The sequence below is a fragment of the Streptomyces sp. NPDC030809 genome (genome assembly GCF_055572195.1).
Genome location: NZ_JBVIDV010000001.1, coordinates 71,056 through 89,937, shown reverse-complemented (window position 1 = coordinate 89,937; position 18,882 = coordinate 71,056). Strand labels below are relative to the sequence as shown.

Annotated in this window: 19 protein-coding genes; 14 read left to right on the top strand and 5 right to left on the bottom strand. The window is 75.4% G+C overall.

Annotated elements, in window-relative coordinates; translation table 11 throughout:
• Positions 1–26 precede the first annotated feature (26 nt).
• From ACZ407_RS00440 to ACZ407_RS00405, 8 genes are all read left to right on the top strand, one after another.
• Positions 27–1,586 (top strand): amino acid adenylation domain-containing protein, encoded by a 1,560-nt coding sequence (locus tag ACZ407_RS00440; RefSeq protein ID WP_468124221.1) that lies wholly within the window; start codon positions 27–29, stop codon positions 1,584–1,586.
• Positions 1,583–2,821, top strand: a complete 1,239-nt coding sequence (locus ACZ407_RS00435) for a tyrosine-protein phosphatase (protein WP_468124219.1) — start codon at positions 1,583–1,585, stop codon at positions 2,819–2,821. The genes ACZ407_RS00440 and ACZ407_RS00435 overlap by 4 nt, the downstream gene beginning before the upstream one ends.
• A 4-nt stretch (positions 2,822–2,825) precedes the next feature.
• On the top strand, positions 2,826–5,453 hold the full coding sequence (pepN, locus tag ACZ407_RS00430; protein WP_468124217.1) for an aminopeptidase N: 2,628 nt from the start codon (positions 2,826–2,828) through the stop codon (positions 5,451–5,453).
• 91 nt (positions 5,454–5,544) lie between these two features.
• On the top strand, positions 5,545–6,486 hold the full coding sequence (locus ACZ407_RS00425; protein ID WP_468124216.1) for a hypothetical protein: 942 nt from the start codon (positions 5,545–5,547) through the stop codon (positions 6,484–6,486).
• A 54-nt stretch (positions 6,487–6,540) separates the two neighbouring features.
• A complete protein-coding gene (locus ACZ407_RS00420; protein WP_468124215.1) occupies positions 6,541–7,491 on the top strand; it encodes a nucleoside-diphosphate kinase in 951 nt (316 codons plus the stop codon).
• Positions 7,488–8,243 carry a 4'-phosphopantetheinyl transferase family protein gene (locus ACZ407_RS00415; protein ID WP_468124214.1) on the top strand — a complete coding sequence of 252 codons (756 nt, stop codon included), beginning with the start codon at positions 7,488–7,490 and terminating at the stop codon, positions 8,241–8,243. The genes ACZ407_RS00420 and ACZ407_RS00415 overlap by 4 nt, the downstream gene beginning before the upstream one ends.
• Positions 8,233–9,027: a thioesterase II family protein gene (locus ACZ407_RS00410; protein ID WP_468124213.1), complete on the top strand. Its 795-nt coding sequence runs from the start codon at positions 8,233–8,235 to the stop codon at positions 9,025–9,027. Before ACZ407_RS00415 ends, ACZ407_RS00410 begins: the two co-directional genes overlap by 11 nt.
• Before the next feature lie 151 nt (positions 9,028–9,178).
• On the top strand, positions 9,179–9,655 hold the full coding sequence (locus tag ACZ407_RS00405; RefSeq protein WP_468124212.1) for a hemerythrin domain-containing protein: 477 nt from the start codon (positions 9,179–9,181) through the stop codon (positions 9,653–9,655).
• Positions 9,656–9,719: 64 nt separating this feature from the next.
• Here ACZ407_RS00405 and ACZ407_RS00400 read toward each other — a convergent pair whose 3' ends face one another.
• The gene (locus tag ACZ407_RS00400; protein WP_468124210.1) at positions 9,720–11,381 is read right to left on the bottom strand and encodes an extracellular catalytic domain type 2 short-chain-length polyhydroxyalkanoate depolymerase; all 1,662 of its coding nucleotides are present in this window, start codon (positions 11,379–11,381) and stop codon (positions 9,720–9,722) included.
• A 211-nt stretch (positions 11,382–11,592) separates the two neighbouring features.
• On the opposite strand from ACZ407_RS00400, the gene ACZ407_RS00395 reads away from it, so the two are divergent.
• Positions 11,593–12,048, top strand: a complete 456-nt coding sequence (locus tag ACZ407_RS00395) for a CBS domain-containing protein (protein ID WP_468124209.1) — start codon at positions 11,593–11,595, stop codon at positions 12,046–12,048.
• 140 nt (positions 12,049–12,188) lie between these two features.
• On the opposite strand, the gene ACZ407_RS00390 is transcribed toward ACZ407_RS00395, so the two are convergent.
• Together ACZ407_RS00390 and ACZ407_RS00385 are read right to left on the bottom strand one after the other, a co-directional pair.
• A complete protein-coding gene (locus ACZ407_RS00390; RefSeq protein ID WP_468124207.1) occupies positions 12,189–12,566 on the bottom strand; it encodes a hypothetical protein in 378 nt (125 codons plus the stop codon).
• 13 nt (positions 12,567–12,579) lie between these two features.
• Positions 12,580–12,810 carry a DUF6480 family protein gene (locus tag ACZ407_RS00385; protein ID WP_468124206.1) on the bottom strand — a complete coding sequence of 77 codons (231 nt, stop codon included), beginning with the start codon at positions 12,808–12,810 and terminating at the stop codon, positions 12,580–12,582.
• Between the two features lie 234 nt (positions 12,811–13,044).
• Between ACZ407_RS00385 and ACZ407_RS00380 the strand changes: the two genes are divergently transcribed.
• The 5 genes from ACZ407_RS00380 to ACZ407_RS00360 are packed head-to-tail and all read left to right on the top strand — an operon-like array spanning position 13,045 to position 17,317.
• Positions 13,045–13,221, top strand: coding sequence for a hypothetical protein (locus ACZ407_RS00380; protein ID WP_468124204.1), 177 nt, complete (start codon positions 13,045–13,047; stop codon positions 13,219–13,221).
• Positions 13,222–13,225: 4 nt separating this feature from the next.
• Positions 13,226–14,359, top strand: a complete 1,134-nt coding sequence (locus ACZ407_RS00375) for a glycosyltransferase family protein (RefSeq protein WP_468124202.1) — start codon at positions 13,226–13,228, stop codon at positions 14,357–14,359.
• On the top strand, positions 14,356–15,429 hold the full coding sequence (locus ACZ407_RS00370) for a glycosyltransferase (protein WP_468124201.1): 1,074 nt from the start codon (positions 14,356–14,358) through the stop codon (positions 15,427–15,429). The genes ACZ407_RS00375 and ACZ407_RS00370 overlap by 4 nt, the downstream gene beginning before the upstream one ends.
• Positions 15,426–16,424 (top strand): glycosyltransferase, encoded by a 999-nt coding sequence (locus tag ACZ407_RS00365; protein WP_468124200.1) that lies wholly within the window; start codon positions 15,426–15,428, stop codon positions 16,422–16,424. Before ACZ407_RS00370 ends, ACZ407_RS00365 begins: the two co-directional genes overlap by 4 nt.
• Complete coding sequence (locus tag ACZ407_RS00360) at positions 16,421–17,317, top strand: glycosyltransferase family 2 protein (protein ID WP_468124198.1); 897 nt, start codon at positions 16,421–16,423, stop codon at positions 17,315–17,317. The genes ACZ407_RS00365 and ACZ407_RS00360 overlap by 4 nt, the downstream gene beginning before the upstream one ends.
• Here ACZ407_RS00360 and ACZ407_RS00355 read toward each other — a convergent pair.
• Both ACZ407_RS00355 and ACZ407_RS00350 read right to left on the bottom strand, forming a co-directional pair.
• On the bottom strand, positions 17,302–17,733 hold the full coding sequence (locus ACZ407_RS00355; protein WP_468124197.1) for a hypothetical protein: 432 nt from the start codon (positions 17,731–17,733) through the stop codon (positions 17,302–17,304). The genes ACZ407_RS00360 and ACZ407_RS00355 overlap by 16 nt on opposite strands.
• A gap of 101 nt (positions 17,734–17,834) precedes the next feature.
• The gene (locus ACZ407_RS00350; RefSeq protein ID WP_468124196.1) at positions 17,835–18,800 is read right to left on the bottom strand and encodes a helix-turn-helix transcriptional regulator; all 966 of its coding nucleotides are present in this window, start codon (positions 18,798–18,800) and stop codon (positions 17,835–17,837) included.
• Positions 18,801–18,882: the final 82 nt, after the last annotated feature.

The following is an 18,882-nucleotide window of genomic DNA, read 5'->3' as shown; positions in this document are numbered from 1 at the left end:
CCCCCGCGAGTACCGATAGGAAGGCCATGCACGACCTGAAACACGCGGTGTCCCTCTACGAGGTGTTCGCCGGGCACGCCTCCCGCCGCCCGGACGCCGTCGCGATCACCGACGGCCCGCTCGACATCACCTACGGCGAGCTGGAGCGGGCCGCCCGGGAGTACCGGGCGGGCCTGGCCCGCCACGGGGTGCGCCCCGGGGAGCTGGTGGGCATCAGCCTGGAACGCGGCTGGGAGGTCGTCGCCGCGATCCTCGCGGTCCTCGGCCACGGCTGCGGCTACGTCCCGCTGGACCCGGCCTATCCCGCCGACCGACTCGCCTTCATGGCGCGGAACACCGGCACCCGGGTGGCCGTCTCGGCCGCGGACAACCCCGCCCTGCCCCCGGAGGTGGCCCGGGTCGGGCGCGCGGACGGCGGCGGGGCGCCGGCCCCCGAGCCGGCCCCGCGGGCCAGGCCCGCCGACGTGCCGGTCTACATCATCCACACCTCGGGTTCCACCGGCGTCCCCAAGGGCGTGGCCGTGGCCGAGAGCGCCGTCCTGGACCTCTTCCGCTCCTGCACCGACGGGCTGTTCTCCTTCGGTCCGCAGGACGTCTGGACGCTGTACTTCAGCTACAGCTTCGACTTCTCGGTATGGGAGATCTGGGGCGCCCTGCTGTTCGGCGGGCGCATCGCGGTCGTCCCCGCCGACACCGCCCAGCGCCCCGCAGCGTTCCTGGAGTTCCTCGCCGAGCAGCGGGTGACCGTGCTCAGCGCGGTCCCCAGCTTCTTCAAGTACCTGCCCAAGGCCTACCAGCGCCGCCCGGCCGAACTGGCACTGCGGTACGTGGTCTTCGGCGGTGAAGCCCTGGACCGGATCTCGGTGCGCAGCTGGCTGGACCTGCGGCCCGGCGCCGAGACCCTGGTCAACATGTACGGGATCACCGAGACCACCGTGCACACCACCTTCGGGGCGCTCACCCCCGAGCGGGTGGCCTCGGACGGCGGCGGCACCTGGATCGGCAGCCCGCTCGCCCACCACCGGATGGTGCTGCTCGACGAGGACGGGGCGGAGGTCGCCGCGGGCGAGCCCGGCGAGGCGTACATCGCGGGCACCGGCCTGGCACACGGCTACGTCAACCGGCCCGACCTCACCGCCGAGCGCTTCCCGGAGCTGCGGCTCGCGGGCGAGGAAGGGCCCTGCCGCTGGTACCGCACCGGCGACGTGATCCGCCGGCTGCCCGACGGCACGTACGAATACCTGGGCCGCAACGACCGGCAGGTCAACCTGCGCGGCTTCCGCATCGAACTCGGCGAGGTGGAGGCGGCGCTGCGGGCGCAGGACGGGGTGGCCGACGCCGTGGTGGTCACCGAGGAGGCGGCCGGCGGAGAGTCCGTGCTCGTCGCCTACACCACGCTCAGCGGCGAGCGGGCGGCCACCGCGCAGACCGTGGCCGCCCTGCGCCGGGCCTGTGCGGAACGCCTGCCCGCGCACATGGTGCCCAATCGGGTCACCCTCGTCTCCGAGATGCCGCTCGCGCCCTCCGGGAAGCTGGACCGGGCCCGGCTGTCCGCCGACCCGAGCCTGCGGGTGGTCCTGGCGTGACGACCGAGATCGAGCGGAAGTTCAAGGTCGCCGAGGGCTGGCAGCTCCCGGCGGGCGCCACCGCCGAGCGGCTGAGGCAGGCGTACCTGACCCCCTCCGGAGCCCGGGTGGAGTTCCGGGTGCGGGCCGGTGAGGGCACCCGGCTGATGACGGCGAAGACCTTCGACCCGGCGTCCGGCGCCATGGTCCGCAAGGAGGTCGAGTTCCCCATCGACGAGGAGGCCTTCGAACAGCTCTGGGAGCTGGCCGACGGCGAATGCCTCAGCAAGGTCCGGTGGACGGTTCCCCTCGGTGAACACACGGCGGTGGTCGACGAGTACGACGGCGCCCTCACCGGACTGCGCGTGGTGGAAGTGGAGTTCGCCTGCGTCGAGGAAGCCCGCGCGTTCACACCGCCGGACTGGTTCGGCGCGGAGATCACCGGCAGCCCCGCCTGGAGCAACCGGGAACTGGCGTCGTCCTCGCGGACGGCGCCACCGAAAGAGGAAGAGAGCCCGATGAACCGACACGTCGCCTTCGAGCGCCTGCACAACTTCCGCGACCTCGGCGGCTACCGTGCCGCCGACGGCCGCACCGTGGCCTGGCGGACCCTGTACCGTGCCGACTCGCTGGGCAAGCTCCGGGGCGCCGACTGGGAGAAGTTCCTGGGGCTGGGCATCCGGACCGTGATCGACCTGCGCTACCCGTGGGAGATCGAGTCCAAGGGCCGGGTACCGGAGCCGGAGCGCTTCCGGTACGCCAACCTCAGCATCGAGCACCGGCCCTACGACCAGGCGGCGATCGACCCCGACCTGGACCCCTGGCGCTACCTCGCCGACCGCTTCGCCGAGGTCGCCGAGGACGGGGTCGAGGAGATCCGCCAGGTCCTGGAGGAGATCGCGTACGCCCCCGGGCCGGTCGTCTTCCACTGCACCTCCGGCAAGGACCGCACCGGTCTGATCGGCGCGCTCGTCCTCACCCTCCTCGGGGTGGACCGCGCCACCGTCCTGCAGGACTTCGCCCTCACCGAGCTGGCCACCGAGCGCCTGGCCGCGGACTGGAAGGCGGCCAATCCCGACCGCGAGCTGAAGTGGCCCGCGTACGGCCGCGCCCCCGCGGTGATCATGGAGCTGGTCTTCGCGGACCTGGAGGCGGCGTACGGCTCGGTCGAGGGCTACCTCAAGGACCGGGTCGGGCTTTCGGACGACACCGTCGGCGCCCTGCGCGCCCGGCTCCTGACCGACGGGAACGACTGACCACATGCCGGGCACGAACCTGACCGCCCAGGAGGCCGCACTGCGCGCGGCCCGCCTCGCGGTGGACACGTACGACATCACCCTCGACCTGCGGCAGGCCCCGGATGGGGCCGCCGCCTTCCGGTCCGTGACGGAGATCCGCTTCGAGTGCACCGGACCGGCCGCCGAGGTCTTCCTCGACCTGCGCGCCCCCGCGGTGCGCGAAGTGGTGCTCGACGGGCAGGCCCTGGACCCCGCCGAGGTGTTCCACGACTCCCGGATCGCGCTGCCGCGCCTGGCGGCCGGACCCCACCGGGTCGTGGTGGCGGCGGACTGCGCCTACAGCACCACCGGCGAGGGGCTGCACCGCTTCACGGACCCGGTGGACGGCAGCACGTACCTCTACAGCCAGTTCGAGGTGGCCGACGCGCGCCGCGTCTTCGCCTGCTTCGACCAGCCCGACCTGAAGGCACGGTTCAGGTTCGAGGTCACCGCCCCCGCGGACTGGACCGTCATCTCCAACACCCCGCCGGCGGACGTGGCCGACCACGGGCACCCCGACGGGGCGCGGACCTGGACCTTCGGCCGGACCGCGCGGCTGTCCACCTACGTGGTCTCGCTCGCCGCCGGGCCCTTCCACGGCGTGCACAGCGAGCACCGCGGGGGCGGCCGGACCCTCCCGCTCGGCCTCTACTGCCGGCAGAGCCTGGCCGGGCACCTCGATGCGGAGGACATGTTCGCCGTCACCCGGCAGGGCCTGGACTGGTTCCCCGAGCGCTTCGGCCACCCCTACCCGTTCGAGAAGTACGACCAGATCTTCGTGCCCGGCTTCAACGCCGGCGCGATGGAGAACGCAGCCGCCGTCCACTTCAGCGAGAAGTACGTCTTCCGCTCGAAGGCCACCGAAGCCGCCTACCGCAAGCGCGCCGCGACCGTCCTGCACGAGCTCAGCCACATGTGGTTCGGCGACCTCGTCACCATGGCCTGGTGGGACGACCTGTGGCTGAACGAGTCCTTCGCCACCTACAGCTCGTTCGCCTGCCAGACCCTCGCCCCGGGGTCCCGCTGGGCCGACTCCTGGACCACCTTCGCCAACCACCAGAAGGCCAAGGCCTACCGGCAGGACCAGCTGCCCTCCACCCACCCCGTGGCCGCGGACATCCGCGACCTGGAGGACGTGCTCGTCAACTTCGACGGCATCACCTACGCCAAGGGCGCCTCCGTCCTCAAGCAGCTCGCGGCCCACGTCGGCACCGACGCCTTCTTCGCCGGAGTGCGCACCTACATATCCGCCCACGCCCACGGCAACACCCGCCTGGGCGACCTCCTGCACGCCCTGGAGCAGGCCTCCGGCCGGGAACTGGGCACGTGGGCGAAGCAGTGGCTGGAGACCGCCGGCATCAACGTGCTGCGGCCCGAGATCGACACCGCCGCCGACGGTACGATCACCGCCTTCCGGGTCCGCCAGGAGGCCCCGGCCCTCCCGCCCGGTGCCGCCGGCGAGGCAGTGCTGCGCCCGCACCGCATCGCCATCGGCTTCTACCGCCAGGACGCGGACGGCACCCTCAGGCGCGTCCACCGCACCGAGACCGACGTCCTGGCCCGGGAGCTGACCGACGTACCGCAACTGGCCGGGCACCCCCGTCCGGACCTGGTGCTGCTCAACGACGACGACCTGACCTATGCCAAGGTCCGCTTCGACGCGGCGAGCCTGCGCACCCTCACGCGGAAGCTCGGCGCCCTCGCCGACCCGCTGCCCCGGGCCCTGTGCTGGGCCGCCGCCTGGGACATGACCCGTGACGGCGAACTCCCCGCCCGCAGCTACCTCGACCTGGTCCTGGCCGGCGCTTCGGCCGAGACCGACATCGGGGTCGTGGAGTCCCTGCACCGCCAGACGGCGTACGCCCTGCGCCACTACACCGACCCCGCCGCCCGGGAGCAGCTCACGGCCCGGTGGGCCGCGGCCGCCCTGCAGCGCAGCCGCACTGCCGCACCGGGCGGCGACCACCAGCTGGCCTGGTTCCGCGCGTTCATCGCGTCCGCCGCCACCCCCGGCCACCTCGACCTGCTCGCGGGGGTCCTCGACGGCGCCGAACCGGTCCCGGGCCTGGCCGCTGACGCGGACCTGCGCTGGGCGGCCGTGATCCGGCTCGCCGCGGCGGGCCGCCTCGGCGCAGACGCGATCGCGGCCGAGGAGCGGCGCGACCCCACCCCCGCCGGCGCCGCGCACGCGGCCACCGCCCGCGCCGCCCGCCCCGGGGCCGCGGCCAAGGCAGAGGCCTGGGAGGCCGTGGTCGGCCGCGGGGACCTGGGCAACCAGCTCCAGAAGGCGGTCATCGCCGGATTCGCCGAGAGCGCCGGCGGTGCCGGGGCGGCCGCCCTCGCGCCGTACACCCGGCGGTACTTCGACGCGATCCTCGGGGTCTGGGAGACCCGCAGCCACGAGATGGCCAAGCAGATCGTCCTCGGGCTCTTCCCGCCGCTCGCCGAAGCGGCCACGGCCGAGACCGCGGCCCGCTGGCTCGACGCCCACGACGACGCCCCGCCCGCCCTGCTCCGCCTCGTGCGCGAGCAGTACGACGACGCCTGCCGCGCCCAGCGGGCCCAGGCTGCCGACGCCCTCCGCCCGGACGGGCCCGACACGACCGCCTGAGGCCGCATCCCGTACGGCACCCACCGGCCGCGGCGCCCCGCGCGCCGCGGCCCGCCCCGATCCGGGGCAGCGCGGATTGGACACAGCACACATGCACCAGAATCTGTACGAGTTCTACGGCTACCGGGTCGTCTGCACGGCTCCGGAGGAGGCCCGGCCGGTGGTCACCCGCCTGTTCGGCCCCCCGCTGCCCTCGGGCAGCGACGGCCCCTGGCCCGGCGCACCCACCGTGCACCTCACGGTGGAGGTGACCGGTGTCCGCCGGGAGACCGTGCCCCCTCCGTACTTCCCGCCCCACTGGGACACCCTCGACGAGGTCGTCATCGACACCGGCGGCTCCACCGCGGCCATCGCACCGGCCCGGCACACCGTGCACGTGGCGCTGTCCCGGGCGGACCTGGACGACCCGATCGTGTGGGGCCGCTGGCTGGTCGAGAAGGCCTTCCTCGTCCTGACGCTGCGCTCCGGCCGCCACTACGGGCTGCACGCCGGCGCCCTGTCGGTGGCCGGCCGGTCCGCCCTGGTCACCGCGGACAGCGGGGTGGGCAAGTCGACCTTCGTCGCCTGGGGCCTGCTGCACGGGGCCCGGTTCGCCGGGGAGGACGCGATGATGCGCCACCTCGACGACCCCGAGGGCCGGTTCTGGGGCTACCCGCGGGCCGGCTACCTCGACCCGGCACTCGTCAAGAGCCGGCCCGAGCTGTCGGAGGCCAGGACCGCGCCGGTCCCCGCCCGCGACAAGCACCGCATCGAATGGCCCGCCTCCTTCGAGGACCGCCTGGCCCCGGCCGTCCGCCCGCAGGCCCTGCTGATCCTGACCCGCGAGCACGTCGAGGTCCGGCCGGTGCCCGCGGACGCGGCCGTGGAGATGCTCCGCAGCGACTTCTCGGCCGGCAAGCAGGACCCCGGGGTGCTGGCCCGCGTCGAAGACGACCTGCGCCGCCTGCTCTCCGGCCTGGCCGTCCTGCAGTTCGGGCTCTCGTCCGACCTGGATGCCAACCACGCCCGCCTGGCGGCCGTACTGCACGGCTGACACGACCCCGGCACCACCACCGCGTACGAGAACCGAAGAAGAAAGCGAACCACCATGGGCACCGTCAACTGGAGCACCCTCACGCGTATGCCGGTCAAGGCCTACCACTACGAACTCGACACGTGCTTCCGCGAGGGGTACGCCGAGCTCAGCGCCGCCTTCGGCCGGCAGACCACCGAGGTCCTGCACCGCTCCGCCCTCATGCTGGTCAAGCCCGACGGCATGGCCACCGGCAAGCTGAAGCCGATCCGCGACTTCCTGGAGGGGCACGGCTTCTCCGTGATCGGGGCGGAGATGTTCCGCTTCGACCGGCACACCGGCCGCGAGCTGTGGCGCCACCAGCACACCCTCGCCACCCTGGACCGGCTCGCCGTCAACGACATCGTGCTCCAGGCGGGCCCCACCCTGCTGCTCCTCCTGCGCAGCCGCGGCGACCACGCCGTGCCCGCGACCGTGCACCTCAGCTCCCTCAAGGGCAAGGCGGACATCACCCAGCAGGCGCCGGACAGCCTGCGCGGCGTGATCGGGCGCCCCAACCGGCTGTGCAGCATGATCCATTGCGCCGACGAGCCCGCGGACCTGGTCCGCGAGCTCAACCTGCTGGTGGACCCGGAGCCCCGCAAGCGACTGGTCGCCCGGCTCGCGGCGGGTGCCCCCGAGGCCGCCGACGAGGAACTCCTCGACCACGTGCTGCACTCGGGCGAGTTCGGCACCGCCGTCCTCGACCGGGACGGCGCCGTGCGGCGCATCGCGCAGGCCGTGCGGGACCGGGCGGCGCAGCAGCCCGACCTCGGCGGGCCGGCCGCCCGGATCCTGGCCTGGCTGGAGGGCACGGACCGCGGCGAGGTGCTGCCGTGGCGGGAATTCGCCCGCGTGCTCTCCGGCCTCGGCCTCGATCTCGACGTCTGGGACGTGGCCATGCTCGGCAGCAGCCACATCCAGGAGGACGAGCCCGACGCCGTCAAGGTGATCGGCAACCCGGCTCCGGGCTCCTGGCTCGCGTGAGCACCGCGGCACTGCACCTCCCGGCCGCCGTGGAGGCGGCGGCGCAGGACCGCACCGCCGCGGCGGGCGGTCCACCGGACGCCCGCCCCCGGCCCCGGCTCTGCCTGGTCCGTGCGGCGGACCTGGCGCAGGACTGGGGCCGGGACCTGCCCGCCCTGCTCGGCGTGGAGGAGCGGCAGCGGGCCGCCCGCTTCCATCGGGAACGGGACCGGGACACGTACGTGGCCGTCCACGGCGCGCTGCGGCTGATCCTCGGAGCCCTTCTCGGAGTGCCGCCGGCCGGGGTGCCGTTCGTACGGCATCCCTGCCCCGGGTGCGGCGGCCCGCACGGGCGGCCGGGCGTCGCGGGCGACCCCCTGCACTTCTCCGTCAGCCACAGCGGCGGCACCGGGCTCATCGCCGTCCACACCACCCCCGTGGGCGCGGACGTCGAGGAGATCGCGGACGCCGCGACCACGGCACGGGTCGGCCGGCACCTGCACCCGGCCGAGTGCGCCGAACTGGACGAACTGCCCGAGCCGGCGCGCCCGGCCGCCTTCACCCTCCTCTGGTCCCGCAAGGAGGCCTACCTGAAGGGCCTCGGCACCGGCATCTCGCGGCCGGTGTCCCTGGACTACGTCGGTGCCGGGCCCCGCCCCGCGGCCCTGCCCGGCTGGGACGTCACGGACGTGCCCGTCGGCCCCGGCTTCCGCGGCGCCGTAGCCGTCCGCCACCCCGCCCGCCCGAACCGAAAAGGCTGTCATGGCAACTGAAACCCGCTCCCTGCACGCCCCGGCGGCCGCGCGGCCCGGCGGCGCGCGATGGTGGTCGCAGCTGCGCCCGCGCCCCGCGACGGTCCCCCCGCCCGAGGCCCGGCTGATGGTCCTCCCGCACTCGGGCGGTGGCCCCAACCGCTACATGCGGCTGCTCGACGGGCTTCCGGAGACCGTGGAGGTCCTCGGGCTGACCCTGCCGGGCCGCGAACGCCGGCTGGCCGAGTCCGCCGGGGCGACGCTGGACGACGTGCTGGGCAGCCTGGCGACGGTACCGCGGCTCGACGTGCCGACCGTCGTGTTCGGCCACAGCCTCGGCGCGACCCTGGGCCTGCACGTGGCCCGGGCCCTCGGTGCGCACTGCACCGGCCTGATCGCCTCCGGCCAGGTGCCGGGGGAGCGCGACGGCTGGCTCCCCGAACACGCCTCGGACGAGGAGATCCTGAGGATGCTCGACCACGGCGGCAGCCTGCCGCGGGCGGTGGCCGAGGATTCCGCCTGGCGCACCAGCCTCCTGCGCTGCATGCGTGCGGACCTGCGGCTCGGCGCCGAGGCCTCCCACCGGGGCGCGGAGGTCCGCATCGAGGCGCCCGTCACGGTGCTGTGCGGCCGCGAGGACCGTCTCATCGACGTGGCCGCACTGGGAACGTGGGGCCGGCACTCGTCCGCCCCCTGCACCGTGCACGTCTTCCCCGGCGGTCACTTCGCCCTGTTCGACGAGGCCAACCGCGCCGTCGTGAACCGGGCCGTCGCGGCCCGGCTGGCCGCGGGCCGGACCGTCTGACCGGAGACCGCGCGGCCGCGTGCACCGGCGGGCCTGCTCCCGCCCGGGGCGCGTGCGGCCCGCCGGGCGGCCGGTGGAAGCCGCCGCGCGCGCATCTCCGGCCGTCGGCCGGGCATACGCGGGACGACCACTGCACCGACGGGAGGCGACGATGGACGCCATAGTGCTGCTGCGGGAGGACCACAAGACGGTCGAGAGGCTGTTCAAGCGGTTCGAGAAGACCGGCGACGAGGACGTGGAGGAGCGGCGCGGCATCGCCGACGAGGTCATCGGCGAGCTCACCGCCCATGCCTGGATCGAGGAGCAGCTCTTCTACCCCGCCGCCCGGGAGGCCGCACCGGACACCTCCGACCACGTCCTGGAGAGCGTGGAGGAGCACCACGCCGTGGTGTGGATGCTCTCCGAGCTCAAGGACATGGACGCGTCCGACGAGCGCTTCAAGGCCAAGATGACCGTGCTCATGGAGAACGTGCGCCACCACGTCGAGGAGGAAGAGGACGACTGGTTCCCCGACGTGCGCAAGGCGATGGGCCGCAACCGGCTCGTCGAGCTCGGCGAGCGGATGCAGCTGGCCAAGGAGCAGGCACCCCGCGACCCCCTGGCCGTCCCCAGCGCCGAGGCCGCCTGACCCCCGCGCCGGTGCCGCCCGCGCCCGCCGGTACGCGGCGGGCGCGGGCCGCACCGGCCCCGGCCTAGCGGTACTCGACCGTGAGGGTGGCCCGGGCGTCCCGGTTGAGGAACGCGTACGCCGTCGTCGCCTGGTCGAAGGCGAAGCGCAGCCGGACCTGGGTGGTGCCGGAGCGGTCGAGCGCGGCCAGGCCGGCCGCCGAGAAGGGCGTGGAGTCCCGGGTCCCGGTCCCGGCCGGGAAGGCGCCGATCTCGGCGGCGCCCGGGGCGGTCGGGGCGGCGGCCCAGTCGGCGCCTTCGAGGGCGCAGCCGCCGCCGAAGCAGCCGGTCCGCACGTCCGCCAGCAGCCGGTTGCCGGCCGGCACGGCCCACGGATCGCCCGATCCGCTGCTGCGGGTCACCGTCACCCAGGCCCCGGTGACCTCCTTCCCGGCCGGAATCCGCGAGGTGTCGAAGGACAGCACCGCGCGGTTGAACCGGCCGTCGCCGCCGCGGCCGACCGCCAGCCCGTACGCGTCCTCCAGGGTGCCGGGCGCCGCCCCCGAGCCGTCGGCGGCCGCCTTGACGTAGCCGTCCTGCGCACCGGTGCTCGCGATGACCAGCCGGCCCGCGGCGGGCGGCGGCGCCTCCCCGCGCAGCACCCGGACCATGTTCACGATGGCTTCGAGCTGCTTGCCGCCGTGCCGGGCGTAGGCCCCGTCGCCGAGGTAACCCCACCAGTTCCAGCAGCCGTTGGGATTGTCCGCGGTCGTGGTGGGGACCGCCTGCGGGTACAGCACGACCAGGCCGTTGGTGTCCGCGTACTCGTTGAGACGTGCGTTGTCCACGAAGCGGGTGCCGAACCCCTGGTACGCGTAGCCCTGCTTGCAGCCGTGCAGCGCCACGAGCACCGTGCAGGAGGCCCCGCCCGCACAGCCGGGGGGCACGTACAGGAAGCCCTGCTCGTCCATGGACAGCGCCCTCGCCGCCCCGCCGGGGGCGTACGGGTTCTGGTCGAAGCGGATCAGGGAGCCGCCGGGGCTCGCGGCGGGCGCGGCCGCCGAGCCGAGCAGATGGCCGAGCAGGTCCCGCTGGGCGTCGAAGCCGCAGTCGTTGATCCACGGGCTCCGGGTGGCGGTGCAGGAGTTCGGGCCCAGCGGACTGATCCACGCGTGCCCGGCCGCGGTGCTGCGGTCGTAGCGGGTACGCGCGCCGAACCGGGCGTAGAAGCCGGCCAGCGCGTCCACGACCGGGCGCTTGACGGTCGCGTCCCCCGAGCCGCTGAACAGGTAGACCGGGTCCCCCGCCAGCTGGGACACCGGATCGACCAGCCCCTGGGCGGACCAGTCGCGGGCGGTCTGCTCCAGCCGGTCCAGCTGGAGGTCCTGGACGGTGTCCATGCACGCGTACAGCGCCTTGGACAGGTCGTTCTGCGCACAGCCGTAGGGGCCGGAGGCGAACACCGCCGAGCCGGAGAACGTACCGGAGTACGCCACGTGCAGCTGCGTGGCCATGTACCCGCCGGAGGAGACCCCGGCGCTGTACACCGCGCCGCCGGCGGCGTACGGCCCCAGCTCACCGGGTACCGGGGCGGGCGCGGCGGTGATCGCGGTGGCCGGGGCGTCCGGGGCGGCCGGGGGCGGGTCCGCCCCGGCGGCGGCCGGAGCGAGCCCGACCGCCCCGGCGATCAGCAGGAGAGCTGCGGACCGCCGGACTTTCCGGAACCGGGCAACGGGGGACGATCGCATGGATCCCTCCGAACTGGCTGGAGCATGTCGCTCTGGATTCCGGGAGGTTAGGCAGCCGCCCGCCCCGTGCCCAGGTGGCCGGGCACCACACCGGGGGGCTCCGGCATGGGGGCCGCGCCCGCTGCGCAGCATGGCGGCGGCCGGCCGGGGTAGCCGCGGGTCAGCGAGCCCGGACGGGCCGGGCCCCGAACCGTCGAAGGGATGAGAAGAGATGACGGTGTTCGTCCAAGACGTGATGACTCCGGGCGCGTTCACCGTCCGGCCTGCCGCCTCCCTCGTGGAAGCCGCCCAGGCCATGCGGGACCGCGACATAGGCGATGTGATCGTGGCCTACGGGGAGCAGGTGATCGGCATTCTGACCGACCGGGACATCGTCCTGCGGGCCGTGGCCGAGGGCTTCGACCCCGCGCAGGTCACGGCGGGCCAGACGTGCACTCCGGGACCCGTCAGCGTCCGCCCCCAGGACCCCGCGTCCGCCGCCGTCGAGCTGATGCGGTCCTTCGCGGTCCGCCGCCTGCCGGTGATGGACGAGGGCCACATCGTCGGCGTGGTCAGCCTCGGCGACCTCGCGATGGAGAAGGACCCCGCCTCGGCCCTGGCCGACATCAGCCGGGCCGCCCCCGACTCGCCGCCGATGGACCGCCGCGTGGACCGCCGGGCGGGCTGATCCCGGCGCCCGGGCGGGCTGATCCCGGCGCCACCGCGAGGCGCGAGCTGCGCACCGGATCGACCGGCAGCAACGGATGCAACCGGATGCACCGGGCCCACGGGCCCCGGTGCATCCGGTGCGTTCACACGCCGCGTGCGCTACGCCAGGTCCCGCGCCCGGATCCGCAGGTGCACGTCCTTCTCCTGGTCGCCCGCGGCCGTCCCCTGCGCGTCGATGACGAAGGCCGTGCCCAGCTCCGCGAGGAGCCGGTCCACGGCCCCGTAGCCGCCCTGGGCCTCCACCGTCACCGGGTGCCGCAGCCGCACGGGCTCCGGCGGTGCCTGCCCGTGCGCCGTGCGCCCGCGCGGCTCGGCCACGTCGAACACGGAGGTCCAGACCGTGGCGCCGCCGCCGTGCGGACGGTCCGCCTCCGGCCCGGGCTCGCCCGCGAAGGCCTCGCCCAGGGCGGCGAACACGGCGCGCGCGTCCTCCTCGGCGCAGTCGCTGACCACGACCGTCACTTCCGTGCTGGTCATCACCGATTTCCTTTCAGAGGGCGACCACGATGCCGTACGCCAGGAAGAAGAGGGCGACGAGCACCGCGAGCGCGATGATCACGGCAAGCGGCCCCTTGGCCCAGCCGCGCGTGAGCGGACGGTACGGACCCGCGCCGCCACCGGTACTCGACTCGCCGGGCGGGGTCTCTCCCGGCGGCACCGAGGCGCCGCCCTGCAGCCCGGGAGTGGTTCGGGGGTCGGGGTCCGGAGGGTTGGTGTTCATGCGGAGCGTCTCCCCGGGATCCTCCCGGGCATGCGCGCCGGCCGGCGCCCGGCTCCGCCCCCCGTCGGCGCCTTCCGCCGCGCCCGGCTCCGCCCCCGTCGGCGCCCTCCGCCGCGCCCGGCTCCGCCCGGCGGGCATGCTCGCTCCCCCCGCGGGTAGCCGCCGCAGACCGAAGCCAGTCCGCGGTGCCACCGGCGGTCCGCGGGGGGTCCAGTCAGCAGGGAGGTGCCGGCCGTGGAAACACAGGCGGACACCCAGCCGATCAGCAGCCGCATCGCGGCCGAGCAGCGGGTGCGCACGTGCCGTCCCGCAGTGGTCGTCCGGCCGGGACGCAGCCCGGTCCCACGGGCCGCCGCGCCCGAATCCGTGCCCGACGGCGCCGAGTGGAACATCGTCCGGGGCGAGGACTAGGGCCGTGCCTTCCGCGACCCCGCCGGCCGGCCCGGCCCCGCACCCCCTGCTGCGCCCGCTCGGCACCCCGCCGCCGCCCCCCGAGATCCGGGTGGCCTCGGTGCCCGCCGGCCACGTCTACGTGCGCCACATCCACGCCGCTGACGGCTCCGACGGCGTACGGCTGCTGCCGGACCCGCACCCCAACGGCGCCCCCAGCACCTCCCAGCAGTGGTGGCCCCCCGTGATGCTGGACCCCGGCTGGGTCCGCGCCCACCACCACACCTTCGACGTCTACCACCTGCACTTCGGTTTCGACGCCCAGAGCCCGCAGCAACTGGCCGAGCTGGTGAGCCAGTTGCGCAGACACCGCAAACCGCTGGTGCAGACGGTCCACGACCTGCGCAACCCGCACCACCCCGACCGGCGGGCGCACGACGCCGCCCTCGACGTGCTGGTGCCCGCGGCCGACTGCCTGATCACCCTGACCCCGGGTGCGGCCGCGGAGATCTCCGCCCGGTGGGGCCGGACCGCCCACGTGCTGCCGCACCCCCACGTGGTGGACGAGCCGGACCTCTCCCGCCCCCGCGGGCGGCGCTCCGGGTTCGTCGTCGGCGTGCACGCCAAGAGCCTGCGGCCCAACATGGCACCCCTGCCCGTGATCCGGGCCCTGGCCCGCACCACGGCCGCACTGCCCGGCGCGCAGCTGCGGGTGGACATCCACCCCGACACCCACGACCCCGCCGCCCGCGCCCACGCCCCGGAGGTGGTGGCGGGGCTGCGCGCGCTCGCCGACGACGGACTGGTGGACCTGCGGGTGCACGACTACTTCGACGACGACGCCCTGTGGGCCTACCTCCGGTCCCTGGACCTCTCCGTGCTGCCGTACACCTTCGGCACCCACTCCGGCTGGCTGGAGGCCTGCCACGACCTGGGCACCGCCGTGGCGGCCCCCGACTGCGGCTACTACGCGCAGCAGCGCCCCTGCCACAGCTACCGGCACGGCCCCGGCGGACTGGACGAGGACTCCCTCGACCGGGCCGTCCGCGAGGCCCACGCCCACCGGCCAGCCTGGCGCGCCCACCCGCGGGCCCGGGCCGTCGAACGCCAGGCCCTCGCCGCCGCCCACCGGGCCCTGTACGAAGCCTGCCTGTCATGACCGCCCGGCTGCGCATCGCCCTGATCGCCTCGGCCCGCCACCCCATCCGGGAGCCCTTCGCGGGCGGCCTGGAGGCCCACACCTGGACCCTGGCCCGCACGCTGCGCCGGCGCGGCCACCACATCGCCCTGTTCGCCGCGCCCGGCTCGGATCCCGTCCTGGAGGCCCGCGAGCTGCCCGTGCACACCCCGCGGCTGAGCGCCGCCGCCCGCGCCGACGTGAGCATGGCCGATCCCGCGGTCCTCGCCGAGCACCACGCCTACCTGAGGCTCATGCTCGACCTCTCCGGGGCCCGCGGCGACCTCGCGTACGACGTGGTGCACAACAACAGCCTCCACTACCTGCCGGTGGCCATGGCCCCGGCCGTGCCCGCACCCGTCATCACGACCCTCCACACCCCGCCGACCCCGTGGCTGGAGTCCGCCATCCAGACCGACACCTCCCGCTCGGGGGTCTTCACGGCCGTCAGCGACCACACCGCCCGGGCCTGGCAGCCCCTCGTCCGCTCGGTGCGCGTCGTGCGCAACGGGGTGGACGTACGGCGCTGGCCGGTGGGGCCCGGCGGCGGAGAGCTGGTCTGGTACGGGCGGATCGTCCCCGAGAAGGGGCCCGCCCTCGCCATCGCCGCCGCCGAAGCCGCAGGCGCCCCGCTGACCCTCGCCGGGCCGGTCGCGGACCGCCGCTACTTCCGCGAGAGCGTCGGACCCCGCCTCGGCGGCCGCGTGCGCTACGCCGGACACCTCGACTCCGCCGCCCTCGCGGCCCTCGTCGGCTCGGCCTCCGCCACCCTCGTCACCCCCTGCTGGGACGAGCCGTACGGGCTGGTGGTCGCGGAGTCCCTGGCCTGCGGCACCCCCGTCTGCGGCTTCGACCGGGGAGCCCTCGGCGAGATCCTCACCCCCGAATGCGGCCGGCTGGTGCCCTATCCGGACATCACCGCCCTGGCCGGGGTGATCGCCGAAACGCGTGCGCTCGACCGGCGGGCCTGCCGGGACCGGGCCGAGACCTTCTGCTCGGTCGACCGCATGACCGACCGCTACGAGGCCCTCTACCGGGAGCTCCTGTCGTGATCGGCTACTACGTGCACCACCACGGCCTCGGCCACCTCCACCGGGCCCTGTGCATCGCCGAGCAGGCCCGTACCGCCATCACCGGCCTGTCGAGCCTGGAGGCCCCCGCCGGCTGGCCGGGCCCGTGGATACGGCTGCCGCTGGACACCGGGCCCGGCGCGGTGCTCGACGTACGGGCCCACGGACGGCTGCACTGGGCCCCGCTGCGGCAGCCCGGCTACCAGGCCCGGATGGCGGCCATCGCGGACTGGATCCGCCGGGCGCACCCGTCCCTCTTCGTCAGCGACGTGTCGGTGGAGGTCACCTGCCTGGCCCGGCTGCTGGGGGTGCCCGTGGTCGTGACCGCCATGCGCGGGCGCCGCGGCGACCCCCCGCACCGGCTCGGACACGACCTGGCCGTACGCCTCCTCGCCCCCTGGCCCGCGGCCTTCCCCGAACCCGGCTGGCCCGCCCGCTGGTACGACAAGACCGTGTACGCGGGCGCGTTCTCCCGCGCCGACGGCAGGATCCCGCCGCCCCTCCCCGGCCGGGACTCGCACCGGGTGCTGCTCATGCTGGGCGCCGGGGGCAGCGCCGTCACCCCCGACCAGGTGGCGCAGGCCCGCGCCGCGACCCCCGACTGGGAATGGGACCTGCTCGGCGGCCCGTCCGGGCCGTGGACCGGCGACCCCTGGCCGCGGATCTGCGCCGCGCGGGTGGTGGTCACCCACGGCGGCCAGAACGCCGTGGCCGAATGCGCCGCCGCCCGGCGCCCCGCCGTCGTCCTGCCCCAGCCGCGGCCGTACGGGGAGCAGCACGCCACCGCGCGGGCCCTGGAGGACGGCGGCCTCGCCGTCGTGTGCACCCGCTGGCCCGCGCCGGGGGAGTGGCCCGCGGTCCTGGACCGCGCGGCCGCACTCGACGGCAGCGCCTGGGTGCAGTGGGCCCCCGGCGACGGCGCCCGCCGCGCCGCCCGCACCCTGGACGAGCTGGCGGGCACCCCGTGGGAGGCGTGAGCGGCGGCGGACCGCGGCGGGCGGGGCCCGCCGGGGACCGGGTGGCGGTGATCACGCTCGTCTCGGGCCGCCACCGGCACCTCGCGCTCCAGCAGACCGGCCTCGCCCGCGGCACCCGCAGCCCCGACCACTACGTCGTCGTCACCATGGACGACCCGGAGGCGGGCCGGCGGGCCGCCCGCGGCCGCCCGCCGGGCGACCCCCTCGCGGTGCCCGTGCCCCCGTCCGGCGCGCTGCCCCTGGCCGCCGCCAGGAACGCGGGCGCCCGCCGCGCCCTCGACGCCGGGGCCGGCGTCCTGGTCTTCCTCGACGTGGACTGCGTGCCCGGGCCCGGCACCGTCGCCCGCTACGCGGCGGCGGCGTACGACGGCGCCCTGCTGTGCGGCACCGTCGCGTACCTGCCGCCCCCGCCGCCCGGCGGATACCGCCTGGGGACCCTGCCGGGGCTGGCGGAGCCGCACCCCGCCCGCCCCGCACCCGGCCCGGCGGAGCTGCGGCCCGGCGGCGAGCCCGACCTCTTCTGGTCGCTGTCGTTCGCGACCACCGCCGCCACCTGGGAGCGGATCGGGGGATTCTGCGAGGAGTACACGGGCTACGGCGGCGAGGACACCGACTTCGGCCGGCTCGCGCAGCGCGCCGGCGTGGACCTGTGCTGGCTGGGCGGCGCGCCCGCCTACCACCAGTACCACCCGGTGGAGGACCCGCCGGTCGGGCACCTGCCGGACATCCTGCGCAACGGCGCGCTCTTCCGGCAGCGCTGGGGGGAGTGGCCGATGCGCGGCTGGCTGCGGGCGTTCGCCCGCCTGGGGCTGGTCCGGGAGGACCCGGCCACCGGCGACTGGCGGGCCGTCCGGACCGCCGGACGGGCCGGCGGTCCTCAGCCCGCGCGGTGAGGCAGCGGCGGGTGGGGGACCACCCGGATGCGGTGGTGCTCCTCGGCGAGCACCCGGCCGGCGGCGTCCGTGAAGACACCCGTGACCTCGTACGCGACCTCCTCGGTACGCCCGTTCGGGATGCGCTCGGGCGGCAGGTGGATCTCGTACGGGCCCCCGGTCCGGTAGCTGCCGAGGGCGGTGCGCGCGGTGGACAGCACCACGCCCTCGCGGGCGCGGGTGTCCGTGAAGGTCAGGCCGTCGATGTCGGCGGCCGCCCGGAAGGTGAGCGCGACCGTGATCACCGCACCCGCGGGGACGTCGAGGGGCTCTCCGCCCGGCACCCCGTCGAGCGGTACGGAGATCCGGCCCGATCCGCTCACGAGCAGGGCGATCTCCTGGAGCTCGAACGAGGTGGCGGTACGGATGGTTCTCATGCTCCGCGTCTGCCCTGGCCGGAGGCGGTCAATGCCGTGGACCGGAAGCGGGCCGGACCGGGGGGCCGGCGGGCGGGCCGCGGCCCGGGCTCCGCGGGGCCTCACCGGCGCAGCGTGGTCCCCGGCGGTACGCCGTAGGCCCGGCGGTAGGCGGCCGCGAACCGGCCGCCGTGGGCGAAGCCCCAGCGGGCGGCGATCTCCGTGACGGTGGCCCCGGCCCTGGGGTCCGCATCCTGGAGGTCCGTGTGCGCGTGGTCCAGGCGCACCCGCCGCGCGTAGTCCAGCGGGGTGGTGCCCAGGTGCTTCCGGAAGGCGTACTGAACCGCCCGCGGGGTCACGCACGCGGCCGCCGCCACCTGGGCCAGGGTGATGTCGTTCTGGGCGTTGGACTCGATGAAGGTCCGGGCCCGGCGCAGGGTGTCGGGACCGGCGTCCCGCGAGTCCGCGGCCAGCACGTCGGTGTCCACGTCGTTCGGGAAGACCACCAGCGCCGTGGCCGCCAGCAGCCGCCCCGTCTCGGCCGCGACCAGGGGGGACGTGCCCCCCGGGGCCAGCATTTCGCCCCGTGCGAAGTCGGCGGTCCGCTGCCACAGCGCGGCCGTCCCCGCGCCGGTGGGGGCGAGCGAGGTGAAGTGCACCGGTCGGCTGCGCCGCGGCGAGGCGTCCTGGGCGGCGAGGCCCAGGAGCACCATGGGCAGGAGGAACGAGCACATCCCGAGGTCCTCGGTGTACAGGGTCCGGCCCTCGCCCGGCATGCCGTCCAGGCAGACCGAACCCGCGTCGAGCCGCTCGTGGCGGCTGCCGCTGAACAGGTCCGCGCCGCCGGCGGACACCCAGCTGACCGACAGCAGCCCGGCGGGCGCGAAGGCCAGCCGCAGCCGGCCGGGGAGCAGGGAATCGGCGACCGCGAAGGCTCCGGCGTCGGTCTGGGTGATGCGGTACGCCTCGGCGGCCGCCATGCGCACCTCCATGCGCACCTCCACCCCGAAAGCCGACCGGAGCCGGTTCTGCGCGCGCAGCGGGTCGAGCGTGCTGCTCGCCGTCCGCTCCGGTCCGTGGAGAGCCATGTCCTCACCGCCTCACCAGGCCTCTACCCCCGACACGGGCATGCACCTCCGGGGCCGGGCACCGGTTCCGGAGGTGCCCGGG

Coding starts and splice junctions, on each gene's coding strand:
- ACZ407_RS00385 (WP_468124206.1), bottom strand. CDS start 12,810: ATGAACACCAACCCTCCGGACCCCGACCCCCGAACCACTCCCGGGCTG.
- ACZ407_RS00400 (WP_468124210.1), bottom strand. CDS start 11,381: ATGCGATCGTCCCCCGTTGCCCGGTTCCGGAAAGTCCGGCGGTCCGCA.
- ACZ407_RS00410 (WP_468124213.1), top strand. CDS start 8,233: ATGGCAACTGAAACCCGCTCCCTGCACGCCCCGGCGGCCGCGCGGCCC.
- ACZ407_RS00405 (WP_468124212.1), top strand. CDS start 9,179: ATGGACGCCATAGTGCTGCTGCGGGAGGACCACAAGACGGTCGAGAGG.
- ACZ407_RS00370 (WP_468124201.1), top strand. CDS start 14,356: ATGACCGCCCGGCTGCGCATCGCCCTGATCGCCTCGGCCCGCCACCCC.
- ACZ407_RS00355 (WP_468124197.1), bottom strand. CDS start 17,733: ATGAGAACCATCCGTACCGCCACCTCGTTCGAGCTCCAGGAGATCGCC.
- ACZ407_RS00395 (WP_468124209.1), top strand. CDS start 11,593: ATGACGGTGTTCGTCCAAGACGTGATGACTCCGGGCGCGTTCACCGTC.
- pepN (WP_468124217.1), top strand. CDS start 2,826: ATGCCGGGCACGAACCTGACCGCCCAGGAGGCCGCACTGCGCGCGGCC.
- ACZ407_RS00440 (WP_468124221.1), top strand. CDS start 27: ATGCACGACCTGAAACACGCGGTGTCCCTCTACGAGGTGTTCGCCGGG.
- ACZ407_RS00420 (WP_468124215.1), top strand. CDS start 6,541: ATGGGCACCGTCAACTGGAGCACCCTCACGCGTATGCCGGTCAAGGCC.
- ACZ407_RS00390 (WP_468124207.1), bottom strand. CDS start 12,566: ATGACCAGCACGGAAGTGACGGTCGTGGTCAGCGACTGCGCCGAGGAG.
- ACZ407_RS00425 (WP_468124216.1), top strand. CDS start 5,545: ATGCACCAGAATCTGTACGAGTTCTACGGCTACCGGGTCGTCTGCACG.
- ACZ407_RS00350 (WP_468124196.1), bottom strand. CDS start 18,800: ATGGCTCTCCACGGACCGGAGCGGACGGCGAGCAGCACGCTCGACCCG.